Genomic DNA, 17,520 nt, shown 5'->3' on the forward strand with positions numbered 1-17,520 from the left:
CAGAGTTAAGGGCAGGTTACTCACGTGTTACTCACCCGTTCGCCACTAATCCCCGGTGCAAGCACCGGATCATCGTTCGACTTGCATGTGTTAAGCACGCCGCCAGCGTTCATCCTGAGCCAGGATCAAACTCTCCGTTGAAGTAAAACAGACACAACATGCGCCCCCGGGAAAACGGGATGCACACGCTGCACAAAATTTGAAACCAGCCAAATAACACCAGACCACACCACGGGGTGGCGGGCCCGGCAAATTCAACCAATTCAATACAATAAATTGGTATCAACAAACTTGGCACACTATTGAGTTCTCAAACAACAGACACACCCGGCACCACCACAACCATTTCGGTCGAGGATCGCTCCGGAGCAACTTTTCAAACTTACCCGATCTTGGAAGTCTTTGCAAATTCGCATTTCTGCGATTTACATTCATCCAAGAAGGTCCCCGCCGTTATTTAGCGCGCAAATTTGCGAACCATTTTCAGGCTGTTTAGAAGGGGGTCGGTCGCTTTCTTTCCGCATCAGCGGCGGCGACTCGAATTACTTTACACGCCGGGAGGACCCTGCACAAATCGGCCCCGTGGCGGGGTCCCGCAGCGTCATATTCCCCGGAATCACGCCGATTCCGGCCGCCACAGCCGCTCCCAAAGGCCAGCCGGCCGGCGTCGGGCTTTTATGGAGTGGGTCACATGCGCACGTCGCAAGGCGCCGCTCCCGGTGCCATACTCAGAGCGTGACGACGTCATACGCGTTCCGTGCCGAGCTGTGGCACTACCCCGAGCAGGCCGGCTGGCACTTCATCACGTTGCCGCCGGAGCTGGCGGAGGAGCTCAAGGACCAGTCCGCTCCGTTCCGGAAGAGCTTCGGTTCGGTGAAAGTGGGCGCCTGCATCGCCGGGCAGCGGTGGCAGACGTCGCTCTTCCCGGACAGCAGGAGCAGCTCTTACCTCCTCCCCGTCAAGAAGGCCATCAGGACCGCGGCCAACCTCCGCGCCGGGGATGTCGTGGACGTGGAAGTCGACCTGGATTTCGGATGTTGAGGCCGGCTGCGGTCCTCGGACCACCCGGCCCCGACTAGCGAGGGCTGGGAACTCTGCCGCGGAGCTCCTGGAGCTGTTGCTCGAGTGATCCAATGCGCCGAATCCTCCGCCGTCCAACGACTCGGCCCACGACCGCCAGGACGGCGTACACAATCGCGCTGATCCAGTAGAACCAGAAACCGTCCGGGTCCACGGAGGAGTCGTAGACATTGAGGGCGATAAGACCGGCCATGAAGATCGGCCCCAGCCATTGACCAAACATCAGGTCCCGCCGCTTCTTTTCAAGCGCAGGACCCCAGTCAGCAAAGAGGGTGGCGAGAGGAAATGCGCCCGTGCGCAGTGCCCACTCCAATGAAGCGGCCTGCTCGTCACTGAGCCCGGCATCGTCCTTGAGGATGGCCCGCTCGAGCAGCGGCGAAAGGAGGGTGGATACCGTGATCCCAACGGCAAAGAACACCGCGGCCGGCCACAACTCATCCCGGAATGAAGTCCCGGGGTCAAAGGCGACGTGAAGAGAGACCCAAATCTGGGTGGATATGAAGAGCTGGCCCGCAGTGGCCGCCCAGAAGCCCGGCCGGGTCAGCGTCCGGCTCAAAGTCTTCTTCATCAGATCCAGTCCCCCATGGGTGATCGACCATGCCACCGTTCCTGGAGAGGACTCTACGCGGCCTCAACGCCCGGCAACAGGGACCGGAGTGGGGGAAACTGCGGGGCGACTCGACCCACATGCTCTATGTTGCGCCGCCGTTTGAAGAACCGCTCACTGCGCCGGCGATGCTTCCACGAAAGCCACTTGGGTGGCGTATTGCTGGTAGAGCTTGACGGCCTCATCGATCTCGATGTGGCCGAAGTTCAGCGCGACCTGCAGCCCCTCCAGCTGGGCGCTGGCGGTCTCGGCCGCACTCACACGGTCTGCCACTGAACGGGACGTGGCAAAATTCGTGGCCAGCGCCGCGGCGATGGAACAGATCACCGCCAGCAGGCACAGCCCGCGCCACACCACCGAGTCGTCGGCCAGGTTGAAGATGTTCGCCACCGCTTCAGTGAACCCCGTGCCACCGGCGGCGGGACCGGCCGTGAACGCGGCGGCCAGCGCACTGCCCACGATGCTGATGCTGGCCAGCCGGGAGCGGCGGGGCCGTTCCCGGCCGAGGTAGGACCGTAGGTCCCGTTGCTTCTGGTCGATGCGGTTGGACAGCCTTTGCCGCGTATCGGATGTTTCGTCCATGATCTGGTCCCCGTTTCCCTCACCGATCGTCTCCACATGCCTTGGAGGTCAGACCCGTCTGCCGGCGGTCCGCCGGCCGCCCCGGATTCCGCCTGCCAGAGCCGGATCTCCTCGCCCCGTCGCCGCTCTCCTGCCGAAGCGCGCACACGTTTAGGATGCTCCCGCGCCACTGCAGTGTCTAGACACTTGACCGACGACGTCGGTGTCCCCCGCCTGCCCGGGCCGCTCTAGTGCCCGGGGGTCCCGCGCCGCCGCTATTCGCTCGTCGGCGCCTCCACGTCGGTTTCCGCGTGCAGGGCGGTCTGGGCGGGAGGCTGCCAGGTTGGCGTGCCGTCGACAGAGATGTCGGCCGGTGGGGCAGTCACATGGGCCGTGATCTCCTGGGCCTGGAGTTCATCCACAAGGATGCGCAGCATCTCGTCCGCCATGCCTGCCGCGAGTTCGCCTTTGGTGTCGGTCCAGATCATCGGGCCCAGCTCGGTCAGATAGACGTCGGAGACGTAGTTTGGCGTGTACTGGGGGTATTCGCCGGTCATTTCCTCGGGGGTCAGTTCATTACCGAACTGATCCACCGCATAAAAGCGCTGTGCCGCGGCATACAGCGCCCTGGCCGCCTTGTCCTCGTCGTCGGACACGACAAGGAACGCGGGGGACGTTTCCCAGCCCTGGCCTAGTCCTTCCTCCCATTTCTCTCCCTGCTGGTCGAAGATGTCAGGTGCCACGGTTATACGCATCGCGCTGTTTCCCTTCAGGTTGCCGTCCTGGGCCGTCGGCTGGCTCGGCTGAGGGGCCGGGGTTGAGGGGGACGCCCGCGTGGTGGGCGAATTGAAGGCCGGAATCAGCGGCATGGATCCGGAGCATCCGGCCAGCGCCATGCCGCAAGCCACTACTACTGCCCCAAAAAGATGTCGTCTTGACATGTATTTCTCCCCCCGGCGTCTACCAGCCGAGGTCAGTGTAAGCCTCACCCACCGCCGCGCAGTAGACCTAGCTTGCGGGGTCGTACTGGAAAGCCCGCACCTCCTGCGCGCAACGGCAGGCGGCCGCGATCTTCGCGGCCCATTCCAAGGCCGCATCGTACGAGGGCAGCTCCAGCACCGAGTAGCCGCCCTCGAGCTGCGTCGTTTGCGGGTAGGTCCCCTCGCGTACGGTCCCATCGCCGTCGACCATGACGGGCGGGATGCCCTCATCGATGCCGCCGCCGAACACCCATACCCCGGCGTCCTTCGCCTCCTGGACCACCGCGTGCGAAGCGTCCGAAACAGCCTGCAGTTCCTCGTCCGGGAAGACCATGGCGGCACTCGGAAACGAGATCAGGTACTTGGTCATTCGCGTCGACTCCTTCTTCGCAGCAGGGTGGATCGCAATCATCCTCGCCGATGCCCTTGTGCCGCGCAACGATCCAGGCGGTCCTGGGACTTCATGCAGCACCCGATCCGTACGGGCGCGTGATCGCCTCAAGGAAATGCCCGTCAGGATCCGCGAAGTAGACGCCGCGTCCGCCGTCGTTGTGGTTGATCTGCTGTGGGCGGGACCGTGCCGGGTCCGCCCAGTAGGGGATGCCTTCGGCCTGGATCCTTGCGAAGATCCCGTCGAAGTCCTCCTCGCTGACCAGGAAGGCGTAGTGCTGCGGGGCGATGGGCCGGTCCGCGGTGGCGAAATCGAGGGCCACCCCGTGGTCAAGTGGCACTGTCATGAACGACCACATGGCTTGGGGTTCCGGCAGTCCTAGCACGTTGGCCAGAAACTTCGCCGACCGACGCTTATCCGTTGCGTAGACGATGGTGTGGTTGAAAGCGACCGTCATGGCGACCTCCTCCGGTGTGGTTGTCCGAGACCATCTGACATCCGGCACTCTTCAGATTTCAAGAGCGCCACGCACGACGTCGGGCCTGACCCCCGCCTCCCATGCTGGCGGTGGGGTCAGGCCCGTGCGGTTACTGGCGTGCGGCTGCCGGGATTCAGTCAGCCCTGGAGGGACCGCAGGGATGCGTACGGTTCGCTGGGCAGGTTTCCTGCCATCCAAGGGCGGGTGGACCGGATGGGAGGGGTGTGGCCCCGGCCGTCCCGGATGACCGCGACGATGGTGGCGACGGCTGCGAAGACCAGGAGTCCGGCGAGCAGGAGAGCGGCAAATTCCATGTGAGAAGCACCTCGGGCGAGTGATGGAGCTGGGTTGTTGGGATGATGGAGCAGGTTGTTGGGCCGGAATCCCGGGCGATCGGTGCGGGTTTGGGCTTGCGGCTGGGGTTCGGGTTTCCGGTCCTCTTGTGGGGACATGTCCAGTTTCCGCACCCACCGTGTGAGCCACCGTGTGAGCATTTTCCGCTTTGATATTCCGCCCGCTTCCGGCTCCCTTCGGCTCCGATCACGCGCCGATCATGCTCCGGTCAGGCGCCGCCTCTCCCCCGCCGCACGCTCGCCGTCGGCCCCTCCCGCGCGCCCGCCGGCGGCGTAGCATGACTCATATGGCCGAGACTTGGATTCGGCTCCTCGGTCCGCCCCGGATCGAGTCCGCTGGCACCGCACCCCGGCAGCCCCGGGGCCGCAAGGCCTGGGCTGTCCTGGCCTACCTCGCGCTGCAACCGGGCGGCACCGGCCGGGCCCGGACGGCGGCCCTCCTGTTTCCCGACGCCGAGAACCCCCTCGGTGCCCTGCGCTGGAACCTCTCCGAGCTGCGCCGGACCCTCGGCGCGGATTCGGTGGGCGGCGACCCGCTGCGGCTGGTGTTGCCGGCCGGCTGGCACTGCGATGTGCTGGCTGCCCTGCAGCCAGCCGGCGACGCCGATCCGCGCACCTTCGACGGCGAACTCCTGGAGGGCCTCACCTTCGAAGAATGCCCGGCATTCGAGTCGTGGCTGGAGGACCAGCGGCACCGGCTCGAGAACGCCGTCCTGACGCTGCTCTACGAGGCATCGCTCGCCGCGCTGGCGGCCGGAAAAGCGGACGACGCCGTCGACCTCGCCACCCGCGCGCTGCACCTGGACCCCTTCAACGCCGACTGCCACGCCGTGCTGATCAAAGCCCTGCTCGCCCTGGGCGACTACCGACGGGCGCGGAAGCAGGCCGACAAGTGCCGCGAGCTCTACCGGCGGGAGCTTGGGCTCGGCGTGCCCGCGGAGGTGCGCCGGGCGTTGTCCGACGCGCCGCCCGCCGCGGAGCCCGGGCTGCCGGCCAGTTCGGCCGCCGTGCGGTCCTACCTCGACGCCGCCGAGGCCTCGCTCTCGGCCGGCTCCGTGGACCGCGGGCTGGAGCAGTTACGCCTCGCGGCCGAGATCGCACAACGGACCGGCGACCAACATCTGCTCGCCGAATCCCTGGTCAGATTGTCCGGGGCGCTGATCCATCAGGCCGGCGGCCGCGGTGCCGAGGTGGCCGATCTCCTGCACCGGGCGCTGAAATCCGAGGGACTGGACCCTGAGTCGTTGGCTGCGGGGGGACGGAGCCCCGGGCGGCCGGCGTCGCGGGTGGCGGCGGCCGCGTACCGGGAGCTGGGGTACCTGTCCGTGCAGCGGGGCATCCCGGACCGCGCGGCCGGCTGGCTGGAGCAGGCGGCCCGGGCGGCGGACGGGTTCGACGACGAACGCTCCAGGATCCTGGCCATCCAGGGCATGGCGGCCTCGGACACCGCGCACTACGGCCAGGCGCTGGCGGCTTTGGCCGAATCGAGCCGGCTTGCCACCGCCGCGGGAGGCCGTCGTCTTCTGGCGTTCAGCCAGGCCCTGGCCGGCCGGGTGCATCTGCTGCGCGGGGATCTGGAGCCGGCGGCTGACTGCCTGGACCGGGCCCAGGAACTGATCGCGGCCGAACACTGGACGGCGTTCGAGCCCTTTGTCGCCGGACTCCGCGGCGAGACCTTCCTCGCCGCCGGCCGGCTGGAGGACGCCGCTCCCCTGATCGACCGGTCGTGGGTGATGGCCGACGTCGCCGGCGACCACTGCTACCTGACGCTGGCCGCGGGGGCCAAGGCCCGGCTCAGTATGGCGCTGGACGATCAGGCGTCGGCCGAATCCTGGCTGAAGCGTGGGCTCGACACCACGCCCTGGTATCTCTGGTACCGGGCGCGGCTGCTGGACACGGCCGCCGAGGTCGCGATCGACGCCGGCTCCCCCGCAGCCGGAGACTATGCCGACCGGCTGGGCACCATGGCCAGCCGCGGCGCACTGCGCGAACTGGTGGTCCGGGCGCACTCGCACCGCGCGGTCCTGGGCGATGCCGCCGCCGCGGAGACCATCCCGTGGCTGGCCAAGGACATCGACAACCCGGCGCTGAACACGTACCTGGCGCGCCGCGGGCAGCTCTGATCAGCAGCGGCACGTGCTGTGGCGCCGGGGCGGCAGGGGCGAAAGACACTGCTGACTCGTCGGGCGCCCGGTGCTACGGTAGCGAAATGGCAGCAACCTTGGTTCGCCCCAGACGCGGCAAAATCTTCGCAGGCGTGTGCGCTGCCCTGGCCGACCGTTTCGAGGTCCCCCGGGCTTTTGTCCGGCTCGGGTTTATGTTCTTCGGCCTGTTCGGCGTGGGCGAGTTCGTCTACATCGCGTTGTGGATCCTCATCCCCCGGGACGACTAGCGGCAGGCTAGTGGTGCGGGACCCGGCGCCGGGAGCCCTCGCCGGCATGAGAAGCGCGGCGGCGGACGACGGCGGTGGCGCGCCGCCGTCGTCGTACTGCTCTTGAAAGCACAGACGGGTTAAACAGAAGCAGGGCCCGTCCGAAGACGGGCCCTGCTCGAAACCTAACGGTCCCGGGTATCTAAAAGGAAATTAGATAGCCTGGATGTTGGTGGCCTGGGGACCCTTGGGGCCCTGCTCGGTTTCGAAGGAGACCTTCTGGTTCTCTTCGAGGGAGCGGAAGCCGGAGGAGTTGATCGCAGAGTAGTGTGCGAAAACGTCCTGTGAGGAGTCATCGGGGGAAATGAAGCCGAAGCCCTTTTCAGCGTTAAACCATTTGACGGTACCAGTAGCCATTATTTTTGTCCTTCGTGAAGGTGGAGGAACTGTCCCGACTTTCGGGTCCTCCTGTTTGGGGTGCTCAAAACCGCTGCTTCAGAAGAACAAGGTCTTGCAACCTTGCGTACTGCCTGAACTACGAACTGCATAAACACAACAACAGGATCAACTGTACAGGAGATTGCGGACGGCATTTACCACGGCCGCGTTGTGCCCGCGATCGGGCGGCAGTTCCGGGCCCGACACGGCACCGGACATGTACGCGTCAGCGCTGCGGGCATATCCTGCCAACAACTCCGGCCCTGCACCCTACTTACAGGAGAAGACCCATGGAAATGCCCAAAGCGTCAGACGCCGACAAGGAACACTTCCGCGCGGTGCTGCCCGACCGTCCCGAGGTGGTGGTCAAGCCCATGTTCGGAAACCTCGGGGCGTTCGTGCACGGGAACATGTTCGCCGGCCTGTTCGGCCCCACCATCGGCGTGAAGCTGGCCGAGTCGGACAAGGAGCTGTTGGAAGGCACCGAGCGGACCGTTCCGTTCGGGCCGCCGGAGCGGCCCATGGGCGGCTATACCGGATTGCCGGAAGTCTGGAATGCCGAGGGCGACGGCGATGAGGCGCGGGCGAAGGCTTGGGTGGAGAAGGCGTTTGAGCACGTGGCCGGACTGCCGCCCAAGGAGCCGAAGGTTTCCAAGCCCAGGCCCAAAAAGTAGCCGCCCGACGCCGGCGCTTGAGGACCCGCGCATGGCCTGAGAAGGCTAGGGCTGGGAAACATTCACGAGTTCTGACCGGCTCCCTGTTTCCAGATCCTCGGTCAGGACCAGCGCACCGACCTGGGGGCAGTGATATTTGTACTCCCGTGCATTCTTCTCAAGCGGCGTCCAGTCGTAGACCTTGACGCAGTCGGTGTAGGTGCCGGATTTGGTGGCGACGGTCTCGCCGGTGGCGGCGGTGTCCCGTATGTCTTCCGCATGACCAACGTAGAATTCCTGCCGGTAGGAATCGCCGACGCGCTGCTCGGCCTTCATCCAGATGCCGGCTTTTGCCCCGTCCCGTCCATGTAAAAAGCTGCCGGAGTGGTTCACCAACACTCCATTCAGGTAGTTGTCCACGTCCTCGCCGAAGTACCACACGTCGCCGTTGTTGTGTTGCGCCAGGTAATCGCGGGTTTCCTCGATGAGCTGACCGTTCTTGTATTCCTTGTCCAGATACACCACCGTCTCCACGCCCTCTATGGTCATGGTCTCCGGCAGGATTTCGATCTCAACCCTCTCGATGACTTTTCCCTGCTCGATGGTCTCGTACGTTAATTTCTTGCCGACAGGGAGGGCGAAGTACTTGTTGGTGATCTTGGTGGTGAAATCGGCGGGGCTGATCTGCGGGTTGTACTCCGCGGCCGTGCCCCTGTTCGTGTTGTTGACGGCAATTAATGTCGCCCCACCAACAACCAGCAACAGGACGATGACGCCAAAGAAGATTTTGGTTCGTCGATTCATGACCGTTCCCACTCCTCCTGAGTAGAAATTCCTGCAGGGAGTCAGAGCACCGTTGCTTGCCCGTGGCCACACCTCCGAGCAGGCTGCGCTCTAACGCCAACTGAAGCACAGCTCAAGTCCTTCCGGGATCTGGGAAGCGTGGAGATCCACCTGGCACCGGTTGTGGCGGGCTGTAACCTACCGGACGGCTTTGTCGGCGTTGACCCGCCCATGTGCCCAGTAGATGCCCGTGCCAGAGATCTTGTCGGCGGTTGACTCGACGTTTGCGCGGACTGACGTATTTGTGGCGCCAGCGTGGGAGCTCCAGGCGAGCGCGGCAGTGGCAGCGACGATGGGTGAGGACATCGAGGTCCCGTTGCCGACGTCGTACCCGAAGGAGCGATTGTTCTGCGTCCCGAGGACAAACGTGTGGTTCGGGAACGTTGAGTAGACATTCACTCCGGGTGCTGCGACGTCCACCCAGCTGGCTCCGAAAGTTGAGAACGATGCCTTGGTGTCGGTGTTGTCGGTAGCGGCGACGGCAATGACGTTGGGGTATGCGCCCGGGTAGATCTTGGTCTGGTTACTGCCGTTGCCTGCTGCGGCAACGAGCACCACACCCTTACTCCAGGCGTTGTTGACGGCAGTTTCGAGGGTGCGTGATGCCCGCACTCCGAGACTCATATTGATAACCTTCGCACCGTTATTCACAGCCCAATTGATACCGTTCGCAAGGCTCGAGCTCGAGCCGACCCCGCTGTCGTTGAGAACTTTGCCGTCCAAGATGGTGCATCCCGGACACACGCCGGCGACGCCAACCGTGTTGTTGGCGGTGGCGGCGACAATGCCGGCCACGTGCGTGCCGTGTCCGTAGTTGTCCTCACCGGCTTTCCCGTTGCTGAAGTTGGCGCGTGCAGCAACCTTCGGTGTGATGTCGGCGTTGTCGCTGGCGACCCCGGAGTCGAGAACGGCGACTTTGATGCCGCTCCCTGTTGTGATGCCCCAGGCTTCGACGGCGTCGACATCAGCGTCCGCTGTGCCCCCGGCTACAGAGAGCGTGTTGGCGGTGTTGGTAAATGCCTGACCGTTGTTTTGCAGAGCGTACTGGCGGGGGAAATATTCGTCAGCCGTAGCGGCGGTAACGGTTTCGTCCGGCTCGGCGTACTCGACTGCCGGGTTCCGGCTGAGCGCTTCGACGAGCTGGAGCTCCCGGCCGGCCGGTACCTTGACGAGTTGAGCGCCAGTGCTGCCGACCCCGGGGCCCTCCCCGAGGCCGTGCTGGCGCAGGACGCCGGCTGCCGAGCCATTGTCGCGGAATTTGACCATGATGTGCCCGGCACTGGGGGACGACTGGGCTGCCGCGCTGTTCGTGGTCGCTGCGTTGTTCGTGGACGCTGCGTTGCCTGGGGCTGCCAACGTGATGGTGCCGCAGCCTATGATTACCGCCGCGAAGCCAGCTATAACGGTTCGTTTCATGCGGAGTATCTTGCTTCAATCTGCGCCAGGTAGATAGGGGCTGTCGGCACATTACGTGCAGGCGTCCCGGGCGACGTGGTCATCGTCTCCGCCGTCGGCGGGAGGTTCCATGGCCCCCTCGATGTGGACCTCCTCGAGAAATAGTCCCGCATCACCGGGCTGGATGCTCCCCGCGGGTCTAGGGTGAGAAGGTCGGCACCCGCCGCGAAAACCCTCAAGGAGGGTGCATGACTTCCAGCCAGTCCAGCTCCGAACAATTCGGACAGCATCTGAAAAGCGTCGGCGGCTCAGAGGCCGATGCTGACAACTCCGCCTACGTCGTCGCGGAGGAAGACACCGTGGAAAGCGTCGTCTCGTGCCTGCGGATGAAACAGCAGGAGCAGGGCAATCTGGCCAGCGAGCCCTCCATCCTCCATGCCTCGGCCCAAGTCCTCATAAGCAGGCGCGATGAGAAGGATCCGGCCCATCACGCCGGGACCTCCCAACCGGGGACGTATCAGCTGGACATCCACCTTGGGGGCGGCCACAGCACCCGGGAATCCATCCCCGAAAAGGACCTGGAAGCCGCCCAGATCTGGGCACAGGGACGGATCGACGCCGAAGGTGCGGACTTCGGTGCCATCTACTTTCCCTCCGGCGGCGGCACTGCCCCCGGAACGGGTGCACTGGAGTGCAGCTACGACCGTGCGGTGGGCTGGTACCGGTAGGCTGCGTGCCCCCCGGCCTGACCAATAGGTGACGCCCCCGCGCCCGCTGTCGGCTGCACTAAAACACAGGCCGTTTCCGGAAACGTGTGGCCAGAGAAGCGCGGGACGGTTATGCCGCGTCGCGCCGCCGCATCATGCAGGGCTGGGTGGACGCGAACGTGCGCAACGCCGTCGTCCTCACCGGAGATGTGCACCGCAACTGGGCCAACGACGTCAAGGTGGACTACAAGGACCCGGCATCGCCCGTGGTGGGCTCGGAACTGGTGTGCACGTCCATCACGTCCACCGGCAACGGCTCAGGCTCCACCACTGACCCGGTAATGGCCTGGAACCCGCATCTGAAGTTCACCAACGACAACCGCGGCTACGTGAACACCCGCATCACGAAGGACGCCATGACCGCCGACTTCCGGACTCTGGACTACGTCACGACGCCGGGCGCTCCCGTCTCCACGAAGGCTTCCTTCGCGATCCGGGACGGGGTGCCGGGCTTGCAGTAGCGCCACTCCCCCGGCCCGCCGCCACTCACTGCTAGATGCAGCTGGGCTGGTAGGCCGGGTCGGCGGGCCCGGACACCATGCCCAGTGCGTGGGCCACAATCTGGTGCACCACGGGGTCGTTCGGCGTCTGGTCATGTTCGATCGGGTCGGCCGGGCACTTGTCCTGGATGGTGATGTTGGTGACCTGCCGCGCCGGCCCGCTGAGGAACTGGCTGTTGTAGGGAACGACCACTTCATCGTGCACCGTGGAGATGACGGTATAGGAGGGTCCCGCAACCGTATCGCCGATGGAGTTGAGCTTCTGCATGAAAGCCGACCCCGCCTGCTGATCTGCGCAGGCGGCACAACCCACGCCGGTGTAGTTGGGGTCCGGGACAGCGCCCGGCTGCGGGACGATCACACCTTCGGTGCCGTGGTTGGAGGGGGCGATCCCGATGAGCTGATGGACATTCTTGGCGCCGCCGAGAAAGCCCATGTAGTAGCGGGGCATCATGCCGCCCTGGCTGTGGCCCACCAGATCCACCTTCTTGGCGCCGGTGGCGGAACGCACTTTATCCACGAACGGGGCCAGTTGCTGTGCCGAGTCGGCGACCGGCGCGGTTGCATACACGCCGTTGGTCTCGCCGTAGTTGAGGGCGAAGACGCAGTACCCGGCGCTCTTGAGGTACGGCGAGAGGGTGGACCAGTTCTTGTCCATGCTCTCGAAGGTTCCCGGCACCAGGATGACAGGATACGGGTGCTCGGCGCTTGGCTTGCAGGACCAGTCATTGGCGCCCGGCGGGGACAGCTCAACAGTTCCCGCATGGGCGGGAGCCGCGGCCAGGGAGCCGACCAGAACGGCAGCGGCAGCGGTGGACAGGACTTTGGTGAGCAGTGACATGGAAACCTCTTTGTTCGTGTGTCAGCGGGCTGCGGGCCAGCAGCAATCGCTGTGCTGCGAGTCAGCCCAGGGCTTGCCCGGATACTCAACGGTAGGCAGCCCGGAGCCCGGTGCGGCCATGGATTTGCACGGATGTGCACGAAATCCGGTTCCGCGGGCGTACCCCAGTCGGCCCTGAATTGTTGCTCCTCGCGACCCAAAGCTACTGGTCAGTATGTTCATTTGGCCGGAGAGCGGCCGGGAAAACCGCCACCCCTCGCTTGCACAAACGTGCATGCCAGCGGACGCCGGCGTTACCGGCAGTGGCATTCGCCTGCTGGGCGCAGTACGAGCACGGCTACTGCAGTGGTTCCATGGATCGGGGCATCAGCCGTAGCTCACGAGGAAATAGCGTGAGCACCGCAGAATTGTGAGCCCGACTGTACGATCTCTCTAGCTGCAGCGCTGCCCGGATTCGACCGGCTGAAGATCGATGGGGGACGACTGAATGGTGGAACTGAAACGCATTTACTGGAGCCGCCAGGCTCTGCGCGTGGCCTATTCGGCCGTGGTTGTGTGGTTGGGCGCCTCCGTTGTCCTGGCGCTCATGCCGAAGGCGATCCCGGCCGCTGGCAGCCGCAGCGCGGCCACCGTCGCTGAAATTCTTCGCGGCATGGTCGACGGCGTTCTGGCTGCGGTCACCGTCCCCGGGCTTCTCCTGGTAGTTCTGACGGTTGTTGCGGCCGTTATTCGCGCGAGAGACCTAAAACGCAGGGACCCGGTCCGGCGTTTCAGCCGCCAGCAGCGCCGGGAAGGCCTGGCACGTGCCGGCGGCCAGTGCGAGATGGAGTCCGGACTCCGGCGGCGGTGCCCACGGCCTGCTGAGCACGGCGACCATTTCTACCCGTGGTCCAAGGGCGGATCCACCAACCTGCAAAACTTCGTCGCGGCCTGCGCCAATTGCAACCGGACCAAAGGCGCAAGGGTTCCCTCGCCAAGTCAGCAGGCAAGGATGGAACGTCGACGGCGGGAGTACGTTGCGCCGGCAGGTTCCGTCAGCGTCGGTGCTCGGCGGCCGCTATCCTGAACGGCCGGAGTCGAAGCCGCGCCGGCCTGCTCGGGCCCACCCTCGGTGGAGAAGGCCTTCGAGCACGTGGCCGGACTGCCGCCAAAGGAGCCGAAGGTGTCTAAGCCCCGGCCCAAAAAGGTCGAAGACTAGGGCAGGACAACACTCACGAGTTTCGGACCGGCTGCCGGTTTCCAGGTCCTCGGTCAGGGCCAGCGCACCGAACTGGGGGCAGTGATACTTAAACTCCCGGGAGTTCTTTTCAAGCGGCGTCCAGTCGTAGACCTTGACGCAGTCGGCGTACGTACGTGCCTGACTTGGTGGAGACGTTCTCGCCAGTAGCCTCGGCGTGCCGCATGTCTTCCGCGTGACCAACGTAGAATTCCTGCCGGCAGGAATCACCGACGCGCTGCTCGGCCTTCATCCAGATGCCGGCTTTTGCCCCGTCCCGTCCATGGAGAAAGCTGCCGGAGTGGTTCACCAACACTCCATTCAGGTAGTTGTCCACGTCCTCGCCGAAGTACCACACGTCGCCGTTGTTGTGTTGCGCCAGGTAGTCCCGGGTTTCCTCGACGAGTTGACCGTTCTTGTATTCCTTATCCAGATACACCACCGTCTCGACGCCCTCTATGGTCATGGTCTCCTGCAGGATTTCGATCTCGATCCTCTCGGTGACTCTTCCTTGGTCGGTGGTCTCGTAAGTCAGGAAGAAGCTATGTCGCCGCTCGAACTGAACCGAAGTCAGGCCCGGCAGCGGGTCAACACCCTGGCGATCCTGCCCGGGCCGGCCGGGCTGGCCACCAGCTACGGCGAACGTGGGGTGAAACGCCGAGCTATTGCAGTTGACAGAAAATTAATGACATAGATGACAGATTTTGTTGAGTAGAGAAGTCTATATCGAACGCGAATTCCAGTGCTAAGGTCGGCGAGAACTTTCATGTGAATCTATCTTGTGGGGGCACAAATGAATACACGCTTTGGGCGCAACGATATTCGATTTCCGGACGGAATGTCTTGCCAGTCGGCCGACGGCAAACGCCTCTCGCCAGTTTCTGGTCGGCTAGCGAAAACCGCAGTCATGGCCAGCGCCACTCTCCTGGCGCTTACAGCTTGTGGAGGCCAAGCTGTGGCCTCATTCCCCACTGCGTCAGCTTTTAGATCAGCTTCCGAGACTCCAACGGCGTCGCCCACAGCTACTGCGCCCGCAACAATCTCCTGCACTACGGAAGATTCAAGTGAAACCCACCAGCAAACTGTCTTTATCTGCACGAAGACGGACGATGGAAAGTTGCTGTGGATGGAGCAATCAGCATCAACGCGGGTAAAAGATGCTCGGGCAGCGGCCGCCTCGCTCGCCCTTAAAGCCGCTGCCGCCAAGGCAGCTTCTGACGCAGCCGCCAAGGAAGCGGAAGCCAAGGCTGCGCAGGAACAAGTCGCGGCGGAATCCGCACGCCAGCAGGCTGCAGCCGCGGAAGCCGCACGTAAGCAGGCTGCAGCCGCGGAAGCCGCACGTAAGCAGGCTGCAGCGGCGGCTGCCGCAGCGAAGGTTCAAACCCCCGTTCGGCCGGTTGTCCCAGCAGCTCCCTCTGGATGCGATCGCAACTATTCAGGTGCATGCGTACCGATCGCTTCTGATGTGGACTGCGCCGGCGGGAGCGGCAACGGTCCAGCGTACGTACGAGGACCAGTGACGGTCGTCGGAAGTGACATCTACGGCTTGGACCGCAACGGTGACGGTGTTGGCTGCGAATAGCGCGGTCTTCTCCATTCAACACGTGACCCGTCCTGGATCCTGCACCGGTATGGGGATAGGTTCACCATAAACCGGGCAGCATGTCGGCCTCCCCCGCGGGTGTCGTAGTTGCCGCATATCCGCCGAGCTCGCCACTGCCTTCGCTGGGCCCCAAGAGGGCAAGCAGGTTGCGGGGGACGGCGGCAGCGCCGCTTCACGCCGTCGTCGGGCACCTGTACGTAGCTACGCTGCGGGCATATTCTGCCAACAAAGCCAGCCCTGCACCTTGGCTACGGGAGAAGAACCATGGAGACCCCGGCTGCCGCCCGACCTGCGGCTCCGCACAGCGTCAACACCCTTATCGTCGGGGCCGGGCAGGCTGGTCTGGCCACGAGCTACTGGCTCAGCCGGGCCGGCGTCGAACATCAGCTGCTGGAACGGCGCGAAACGCTCGGCGGGGCATGGCAGGACCGGTGGGACGCGTTTTTCCTGAACACCCCGAACTTCTCGCTCGCGCTGCCCGGCATGCCGTATGACGGCCCCGCCCCGGAAGCCTTCATGCTCCGAGATGACCTCATCCGCCATTTCCGGCACTATGCGGAGAGCATCGGTGCTCCTGTCCGAACCGGTGCGGATGTCACGCGTATCGCGCCCGCGGAGGGCGACGGCTTCAACGTGGCCACCACCCGGGGCAGCTGGCGCGCCCGGAACGTGGTGCTCGCTACCTGCGGTTACCAGACTCCGAAAATCCCGGCACTGTCCGTGCAACTGCCCAGCCACCTCCTGCAACTTCACACCGACGGCTACCGCAACCCGGGCCAACTGCCGGACGGTGCCGTGCTCATCGTTGGCACCGGCCAATCCGGCGGACAGATCGCCGAGGAATTGCTCGCCGTCGGTCGCGAAATCCACCTGGCGGTGTCCACGTGCCCGGAAGCGCCGCGCCGGTACCGGGGCCAGGACCTCCTCTATTGGATGATGCAGCTTGCACAATTCGGCCCCGATTACGGACTGAACGGCCTCACCTTGGGGCAGTTACCCTCCCCAGCGGCGAGGTTCGCCTGCAACCCGCTGGTGTCCGGCGCCGACGGCGGCCACGACATCCACCTGCGGGACCTCGGCCGGCGCGGGGTCCGGCTGCACGGCCATTTGGAAGCAGCCGACGACGGCGACCTCGTCTTCAGTGATGACCTTCCGGAACGCCTGGCCCTGGTGGAGGCGGCGTTCTACCAGCGGATGAAGCCGATGTTCGACAGCTATATTGCCGCCACCGGCATGTCGGCACCGGAGCCGGAGCCGCCGCGCAAGGACGGTTGGCTTCCTTCGGAGCCGGCCCGGCTGAACCTCGAAGCCGCCAACGTCACGTCGGTCCTCTGGGCCACGGGCTACCGGCTGGACTTCAGCATCTTGGACATCCCGGTGCTGGACGAATGGAACTACCCCCGGCACCACCGCGGCGTCGCCGAACACCCGGGCTTGTACGCCGTCGGGTTGCCGTGGCTGACCGGGCACGGCTCGTCCATCGTGGCGGGCGTGGGCCGCGATGCCGAGTACATTGCGCAGCACATCGCGGAGAACATTGCGCAGGACATCGCAGCCCGGTGAAGGCGACGATCCAGAGGGGTGGCTACCCCGCGCGAGGACCGTCGAAGTCCACGGGCGCTGCGAGGCCGGCCGAGCTGAACCATTCCCTGGCCCATTCCTGGACCGAGGGCATCGCGAGCTGCTCGGCAACAAGCTCCGGCGGCCCGCCGAACACGGACTTCCCCTCCTCCAGGAGGTCCCGGGTGCCGCTGCTGGCGAGGAGCCCGAAGAGGGCAGGCTGGTCGAGGAAGGGAAGCTTCCCGCCGTCGCCGTCGGTCAGCACGCCCCAGCGCGAGGTGAACAGCGAAAACTCCTCCGGACTTTCCCCGTGGTCCGCCACGAGCGGGCAAGCTTCGCCGTCGAGCTGGATCCGCCGGTAGTTGGGCTCCGTTTCGTCGAGGGCCATCAGTTGGACATCGTCCAGCCACGACAGCCAGACCGCTGTGCACTCTCCCATCTGCGGATACGGGGCGGCTGCGATGTAGCCGGCCCTGCTCACGTGGGCGGAGTGGCCAACCGCGATGTTGTGGAGCTGGCCCCGGACCAGCGGCAGGACCGCGCTGACGGGCTGGTGGTAGCTGGCGAATTTCCGCCGCATCACGTCGGCGCTGGAATTCGAGCCGATGGAGACCACCAGGGAACGGGCTTCCAGCCGTGCCGCGCCGGCTTGCGCGAGGGCTTCATCCAGTCCGGCTGAAAGCTCAAGGGGCCGGAATCCATCGCCGTCCATGACACCCGAGGCCCCGGGCGGGTCCCACGGATACAGCAGCGGATCAAGATGGCCGGCGCCGTCCGCCCTGCTCAGTCCCATGGAGTCGGCCGGGTAAGGTCCTCGGCATTCTGCTGGAGACTAATCAAGGTGGCACGCTTTCGTGGTTCGGGACTTCCAGTGTCCCGCACT

21 protein-coding genes and 1 rRNA gene are annotated in these 17,520 nt (G+C 64.8%); 9 read left to right on the forward strand and 13 right to left on the reverse strand.

Going from position 1 to position 17,520, the window contains the following annotated elements; all coding sequences use genetic code 11:
• A 16S ribosomal RNA gene (locus C560_RS0112515) occupies window positions 1-141 on the reverse strand; the annotation flags it as partial.
• Window positions 142-735: 594 nt separating this feature from the next.
• On the opposite strand from C560_RS0112515, the gene C560_RS0112520 reads away from it, so the two are divergent.
• Window positions 736-1,041, forward strand: coding sequence for a DUF1905 domain-containing protein (locus C560_RS0112520; RefSeq protein WP_026538470.1), 306 nt, complete (start codon window positions 736-738; stop codon window positions 1,039-1,041).
• Window positions 1,042-1,075: 34 nt separating this feature from the next.
• Here C560_RS0112520 and C560_RS0112525 read toward each other — a convergent pair whose 3' ends face one another.
• The 6 genes from C560_RS0112525 to C560_RS23600 form a co-directional block, all read right to left on the reverse strand.
• Window positions 1,076-1,648 carry a hypothetical protein gene (locus C560_RS0112525; RefSeq protein ID WP_155855777.1) on the reverse strand — a complete coding sequence of 191 codons (573 nt, stop codon included), beginning with the start codon at window positions 1,646-1,648 and terminating at the stop codon, window positions 1,076-1,078.
• A 153-nt stretch (window positions 1,649-1,801) separates the two neighbouring features.
• Window positions 1,802-2,269 carry a hypothetical protein gene (locus C560_RS0112530; RefSeq protein ID WP_026538472.1) on the reverse strand — a complete coding sequence of 156 codons (468 nt, stop codon included), beginning with the start codon at window positions 2,267-2,269 and terminating at the stop codon, window positions 1,802-1,804.
• Between the two features lie 254 nt (window positions 2,270-2,523).
• Entirely contained in the window at window positions 2,524-3,144 is a 621-nt protein-coding gene (locus C560_RS0112535) for a hypothetical protein (RefSeq protein WP_026538473.1), read from the reverse strand.
• 112 nt (window positions 3,145-3,256) lie between these two features.
• Entirely contained in the window at window positions 3,257-3,598 is a 342-nt protein-coding gene (locus C560_RS0112540; RefSeq protein ID WP_026538474.1) for a YciI family protein, read from the reverse strand.
• A 91-nt stretch (window positions 3,599-3,689) separates the two neighbouring features.
• Window positions 3,690-4,076, reverse strand: a complete 387-nt coding sequence (locus C560_RS0112545; RefSeq protein WP_026538475.1) for a VOC family protein — start codon at window positions 4,074-4,076, stop codon at window positions 3,690-3,692.
• Between the two features lie 158 nt (window positions 4,077-4,234).
• Window positions 4,235-4,411, reverse strand: coding sequence for a hypothetical protein (locus C560_RS23600; RefSeq protein WP_197026153.1), 177 nt, complete (start codon window positions 4,409-4,411; stop codon window positions 4,235-4,237).
• Between the two features lie 326 nt (window positions 4,412-4,737).
• Between C560_RS23600 and C560_RS0112555 the strand changes: the two genes are divergently transcribed.
• Both C560_RS0112555 and C560_RS0112560 read left to right on the forward strand, forming a co-directional pair.
• Entirely contained in the window at window positions 4,738-6,573 is a 1,836-nt protein-coding gene (locus C560_RS0112555; protein WP_043423066.1) for a BTAD domain-containing putative transcriptional regulator, read from the forward strand.
• Window positions 6,574-6,659: 86 nt separating this feature from the next.
• Window positions 6,660-6,842, forward strand: a complete 183-nt coding sequence (locus C560_RS0112560; protein WP_026538477.1) for a PspC domain-containing protein — start codon at window positions 6,660-6,662, stop codon at window positions 6,840-6,842.
• Window positions 6,843-7,034: 192 nt separating this feature from the next.
• Here the strand turns inward: C560_RS0112560 and C560_RS0112565 are convergent, their stop codons facing one another.
• The gene (locus C560_RS0112565; RefSeq protein WP_011690916.1) at window positions 7,035-7,238 is read right to left on the reverse strand and encodes a cold-shock protein; all 204 of its coding nucleotides are present in this window, start codon (window positions 7,236-7,238) and stop codon (window positions 7,035-7,037) included.
• Between the two features lie 311 nt (window positions 7,239-7,549).
• Here C560_RS0112565 and C560_RS0112570 point away from each other — a divergent pair, with 311 nt between their 5' ends.
• A complete protein-coding gene (locus tag C560_RS0112570; RefSeq protein WP_026538478.1) occupies window positions 7,550-7,933 on the forward strand; it encodes a TfoX/Sxy family protein in 384 nt (127 codons plus the stop codon).
• Between the two features lie 45 nt (window positions 7,934-7,978).
• Here C560_RS0112570 and C560_RS0112575 read toward each other — a convergent pair whose 3' ends face one another.
• Window positions 7,979-8,716, reverse strand: a complete 738-nt coding sequence (locus tag C560_RS0112575) for a hypothetical protein (RefSeq protein ID WP_026538479.1) — start codon at window positions 8,714-8,716, stop codon at window positions 7,979-7,981.
• A 177-nt stretch (window positions 8,717-8,893) separates the two neighbouring features.
• Window positions 8,894-10,171 (reverse strand): S8 family serine peptidase, encoded by a 1,278-nt coding sequence (locus C560_RS0112580; protein ID WP_026538480.1) that lies wholly within the window; start codon window positions 10,169-10,171, stop codon window positions 8,894-8,896.
• Between the two features lie 227 nt (window positions 10,172-10,398).
• Here C560_RS0112580 and C560_RS0112585 point away from each other — a divergent pair, with 227 nt between their 5' ends.
• On the forward strand, window positions 10,399-10,878 hold the full coding sequence (locus C560_RS0112585) for a hypothetical protein (RefSeq protein ID WP_026538481.1): 480 nt from the start codon (window positions 10,399-10,401) through the stop codon (window positions 10,876-10,878).
• Between the two features lie 86 nt (window positions 10,879-10,964).
• Window positions 10,965-11,378 (forward strand): alkaline phosphatase D family protein, encoded by a 414-nt coding sequence (locus C560_RS0112590; protein ID WP_026538482.1) that lies wholly within the window; start codon window positions 10,965-10,967, stop codon window positions 11,376-11,378.
• A gap of 31 nt (window positions 11,379-11,409) precedes the next feature.
• On the opposite strand, the gene C560_RS0112595 is transcribed toward C560_RS0112590, so the two are convergent.
• The gene (locus tag C560_RS0112595; protein WP_026538483.1) at window positions 11,410-12,258 is read right to left on the reverse strand and encodes an esterase/lipase family protein; all 849 of its coding nucleotides are present in this window, start codon (window positions 12,256-12,258) and stop codon (window positions 11,410-11,412) included.
• Between the two features lie 487 nt (window positions 12,259-12,745).
• On the opposite strand from C560_RS0112595, the gene C560_RS23015 reads away from it, so the two are divergent.
• Window positions 12,746-13,324, forward strand: a complete 579-nt coding sequence (locus C560_RS23015; RefSeq protein ID WP_081801696.1) for an HNH endonuclease — start codon at window positions 12,746-12,748, stop codon at window positions 13,322-13,324.
• A gap of 241 nt (window positions 13,325-13,565) precedes the next feature.
• Here C560_RS23015 and C560_RS21715 read toward each other — a convergent pair whose 3' ends face one another.
• Window positions 13,566-13,940: a hypothetical protein gene (locus tag C560_RS21715; RefSeq protein WP_231494333.1), complete on the reverse strand. Its 375-nt coding sequence runs from the start codon at window positions 13,938-13,940 to the stop codon at window positions 13,566-13,568.
• Window positions 13,941-14,018: 78 nt separating this feature from the next.
• On the opposite strand from C560_RS21715, the gene C560_RS23340 reads away from it, so the two are divergent.
• On the forward strand, window positions 14,019-14,168 hold the full coding sequence (locus tag C560_RS23340) for a hypothetical protein (protein WP_155855778.1): 150 nt from the start codon (window positions 14,019-14,021) through the stop codon (window positions 14,166-14,168).
• 1,173 nt (window positions 14,169-15,341) lie between these two features.
• Entirely contained in the window at window positions 15,342-16,640 is a 1,299-nt protein-coding gene (locus C560_RS0112615; protein ID WP_026538484.1) for a flavin-containing monooxygenase, read from the forward strand.
• A gap of 22 nt (window positions 16,641-16,662) precedes the next feature.
• On the opposite strand, the gene C560_RS21720 is transcribed toward C560_RS0112615, so the two are convergent.
• Window positions 16,663-17,430, reverse strand: a complete 768-nt coding sequence (locus C560_RS21720) for a hypothetical protein (RefSeq protein ID WP_051533141.1) — start codon at window positions 17,428-17,430, stop codon at window positions 16,663-16,665.
• Between the last annotated feature and the right edge of the window lie 90 nt (window positions 17,431-17,520).

The sequence above is a fragment of the Arthrobacter sp. 9MFCol3.1 genome (genome assembly GCF_000620385.1).
Lineage (GTDB): Bacteria > Actinomycetota > Actinomycetes > Actinomycetales > Micrococcaceae > Arthrobacter.

Excerpts from the sequence above, each read along its gene's own strand:
- C560_RS0112580 (WP_026538480.1), bottom strand. The coding sequence starts at position 10,171 with ATGAAACGAACCGTTATAGCTGGCTTCGCGGCGGTAATCATAGGCTGC.
- C560_RS0112560 (WP_026538477.1), top strand. The coding sequence starts at position 6,660 with ATGGCAGCAACCTTGGTTCGCCCCAGACGCGGCAAAATCTTCGCAGGC.
- C560_RS0112530 (WP_026538472.1), bottom strand. The coding sequence starts at position 2,269 with ATGGACGAAACATCCGATACGCGGCAAAGGCTGTCCAACCGCATCGAC.
- C560_RS0112555 (WP_043423066.1), top strand. The coding sequence starts at position 4,738 with ATGGCCGAGACTTGGATTCGGCTCCTCGGTCCGCCCCGGATCGAGTCC.
- C560_RS0112525 (WP_155855777.1), bottom strand. The coding sequence starts at position 1,648 with ATGAAGAAGACTTTGAGCCGGACGCTGACCCGGCCGGGCTTCTGGGCG.
- C560_RS0112585 (WP_026538481.1), top strand. The coding sequence starts at position 10,399 with ATGACTTCCAGCCAGTCCAGCTCCGAACAATTCGGACAGCATCTGAAA.
- C560_RS0112615 (WP_026538484.1), top strand. The coding sequence starts at position 15,342 with ATGGAGACCCCGGCTGCCGCCCGACCTGCGGCTCCGCACAGCGTCAAC.
- C560_RS23340 (WP_155855778.1), top strand. The coding sequence starts at position 14,019 with ATGTCGCCGCTCGAACTGAACCGAAGTCAGGCCCGGCAGCGGGTCAAC.
- C560_RS23015 (WP_081801696.1), top strand. The coding sequence starts at position 12,746 with ATGGTGGAACTGAAACGCATTTACTGGAGCCGCCAGGCTCTGCGCGTG.
- C560_RS0112575 (WP_026538479.1), bottom strand. The coding sequence starts at position 8,716 with ATGAATCGACGAACCAAAATCTTCTTTGGCGTCATCGTCCTGTTGCTG.
- C560_RS23600 (WP_197026153.1), bottom strand. The coding sequence starts at position 4,411 with ATGGAATTTGCCGCTCTCCTGCTCGCCGGACTCCTGGTCTTCGCAGCC.
- C560_RS0112540 (WP_026538474.1), bottom strand. The coding sequence starts at position 3,598 with ATGACCAAGTACCTGATCTCGTTTCCGAGTGCCGCCATGGTCTTCCCG.
- C560_RS0112570 (WP_026538478.1), top strand. The coding sequence starts at position 7,550 with ATGGAAATGCCCAAAGCGTCAGACGCCGACAAGGAACACTTCCGCGCG.
- C560_RS0112545 (WP_026538475.1), bottom strand. The coding sequence starts at position 4,076 with ATGACGGTCGCTTTCAACCACACCATCGTCTACGCAACGGATAAGCGT.
- C560_RS0112565 (WP_011690916.1), bottom strand. The coding sequence starts at position 7,238 with ATGGCTACTGGTACCGTCAAATGGTTTAACGCTGAAAAGGGCTTCGGC.
- C560_RS0112595 (WP_026538483.1), bottom strand. The coding sequence starts at position 12,258 with ATGTCACTGCTCACCAAAGTCCTGTCCACCGCTGCCGCTGCCGTTCTG.
- C560_RS21715 (WP_231494333.1), bottom strand. The coding sequence starts at position 13,940 with ATGACCATAGAGGGCGTCGAGACGGTGGTGTATCTGGATAAGGAATAC.
- C560_RS21720 (WP_051533141.1), bottom strand. The coding sequence starts at position 17,430 with ATGGGACTGAGCAGGGCGGACGGCGCCGGCCATCTTGATCCGCTGCTG.
- C560_RS0112535 (WP_026538473.1), bottom strand. The coding sequence starts at position 3,144 with ATGGCGCTGGCCGGATGCTCCGGATCCATGCCGCTGATTCCGGCCTTC.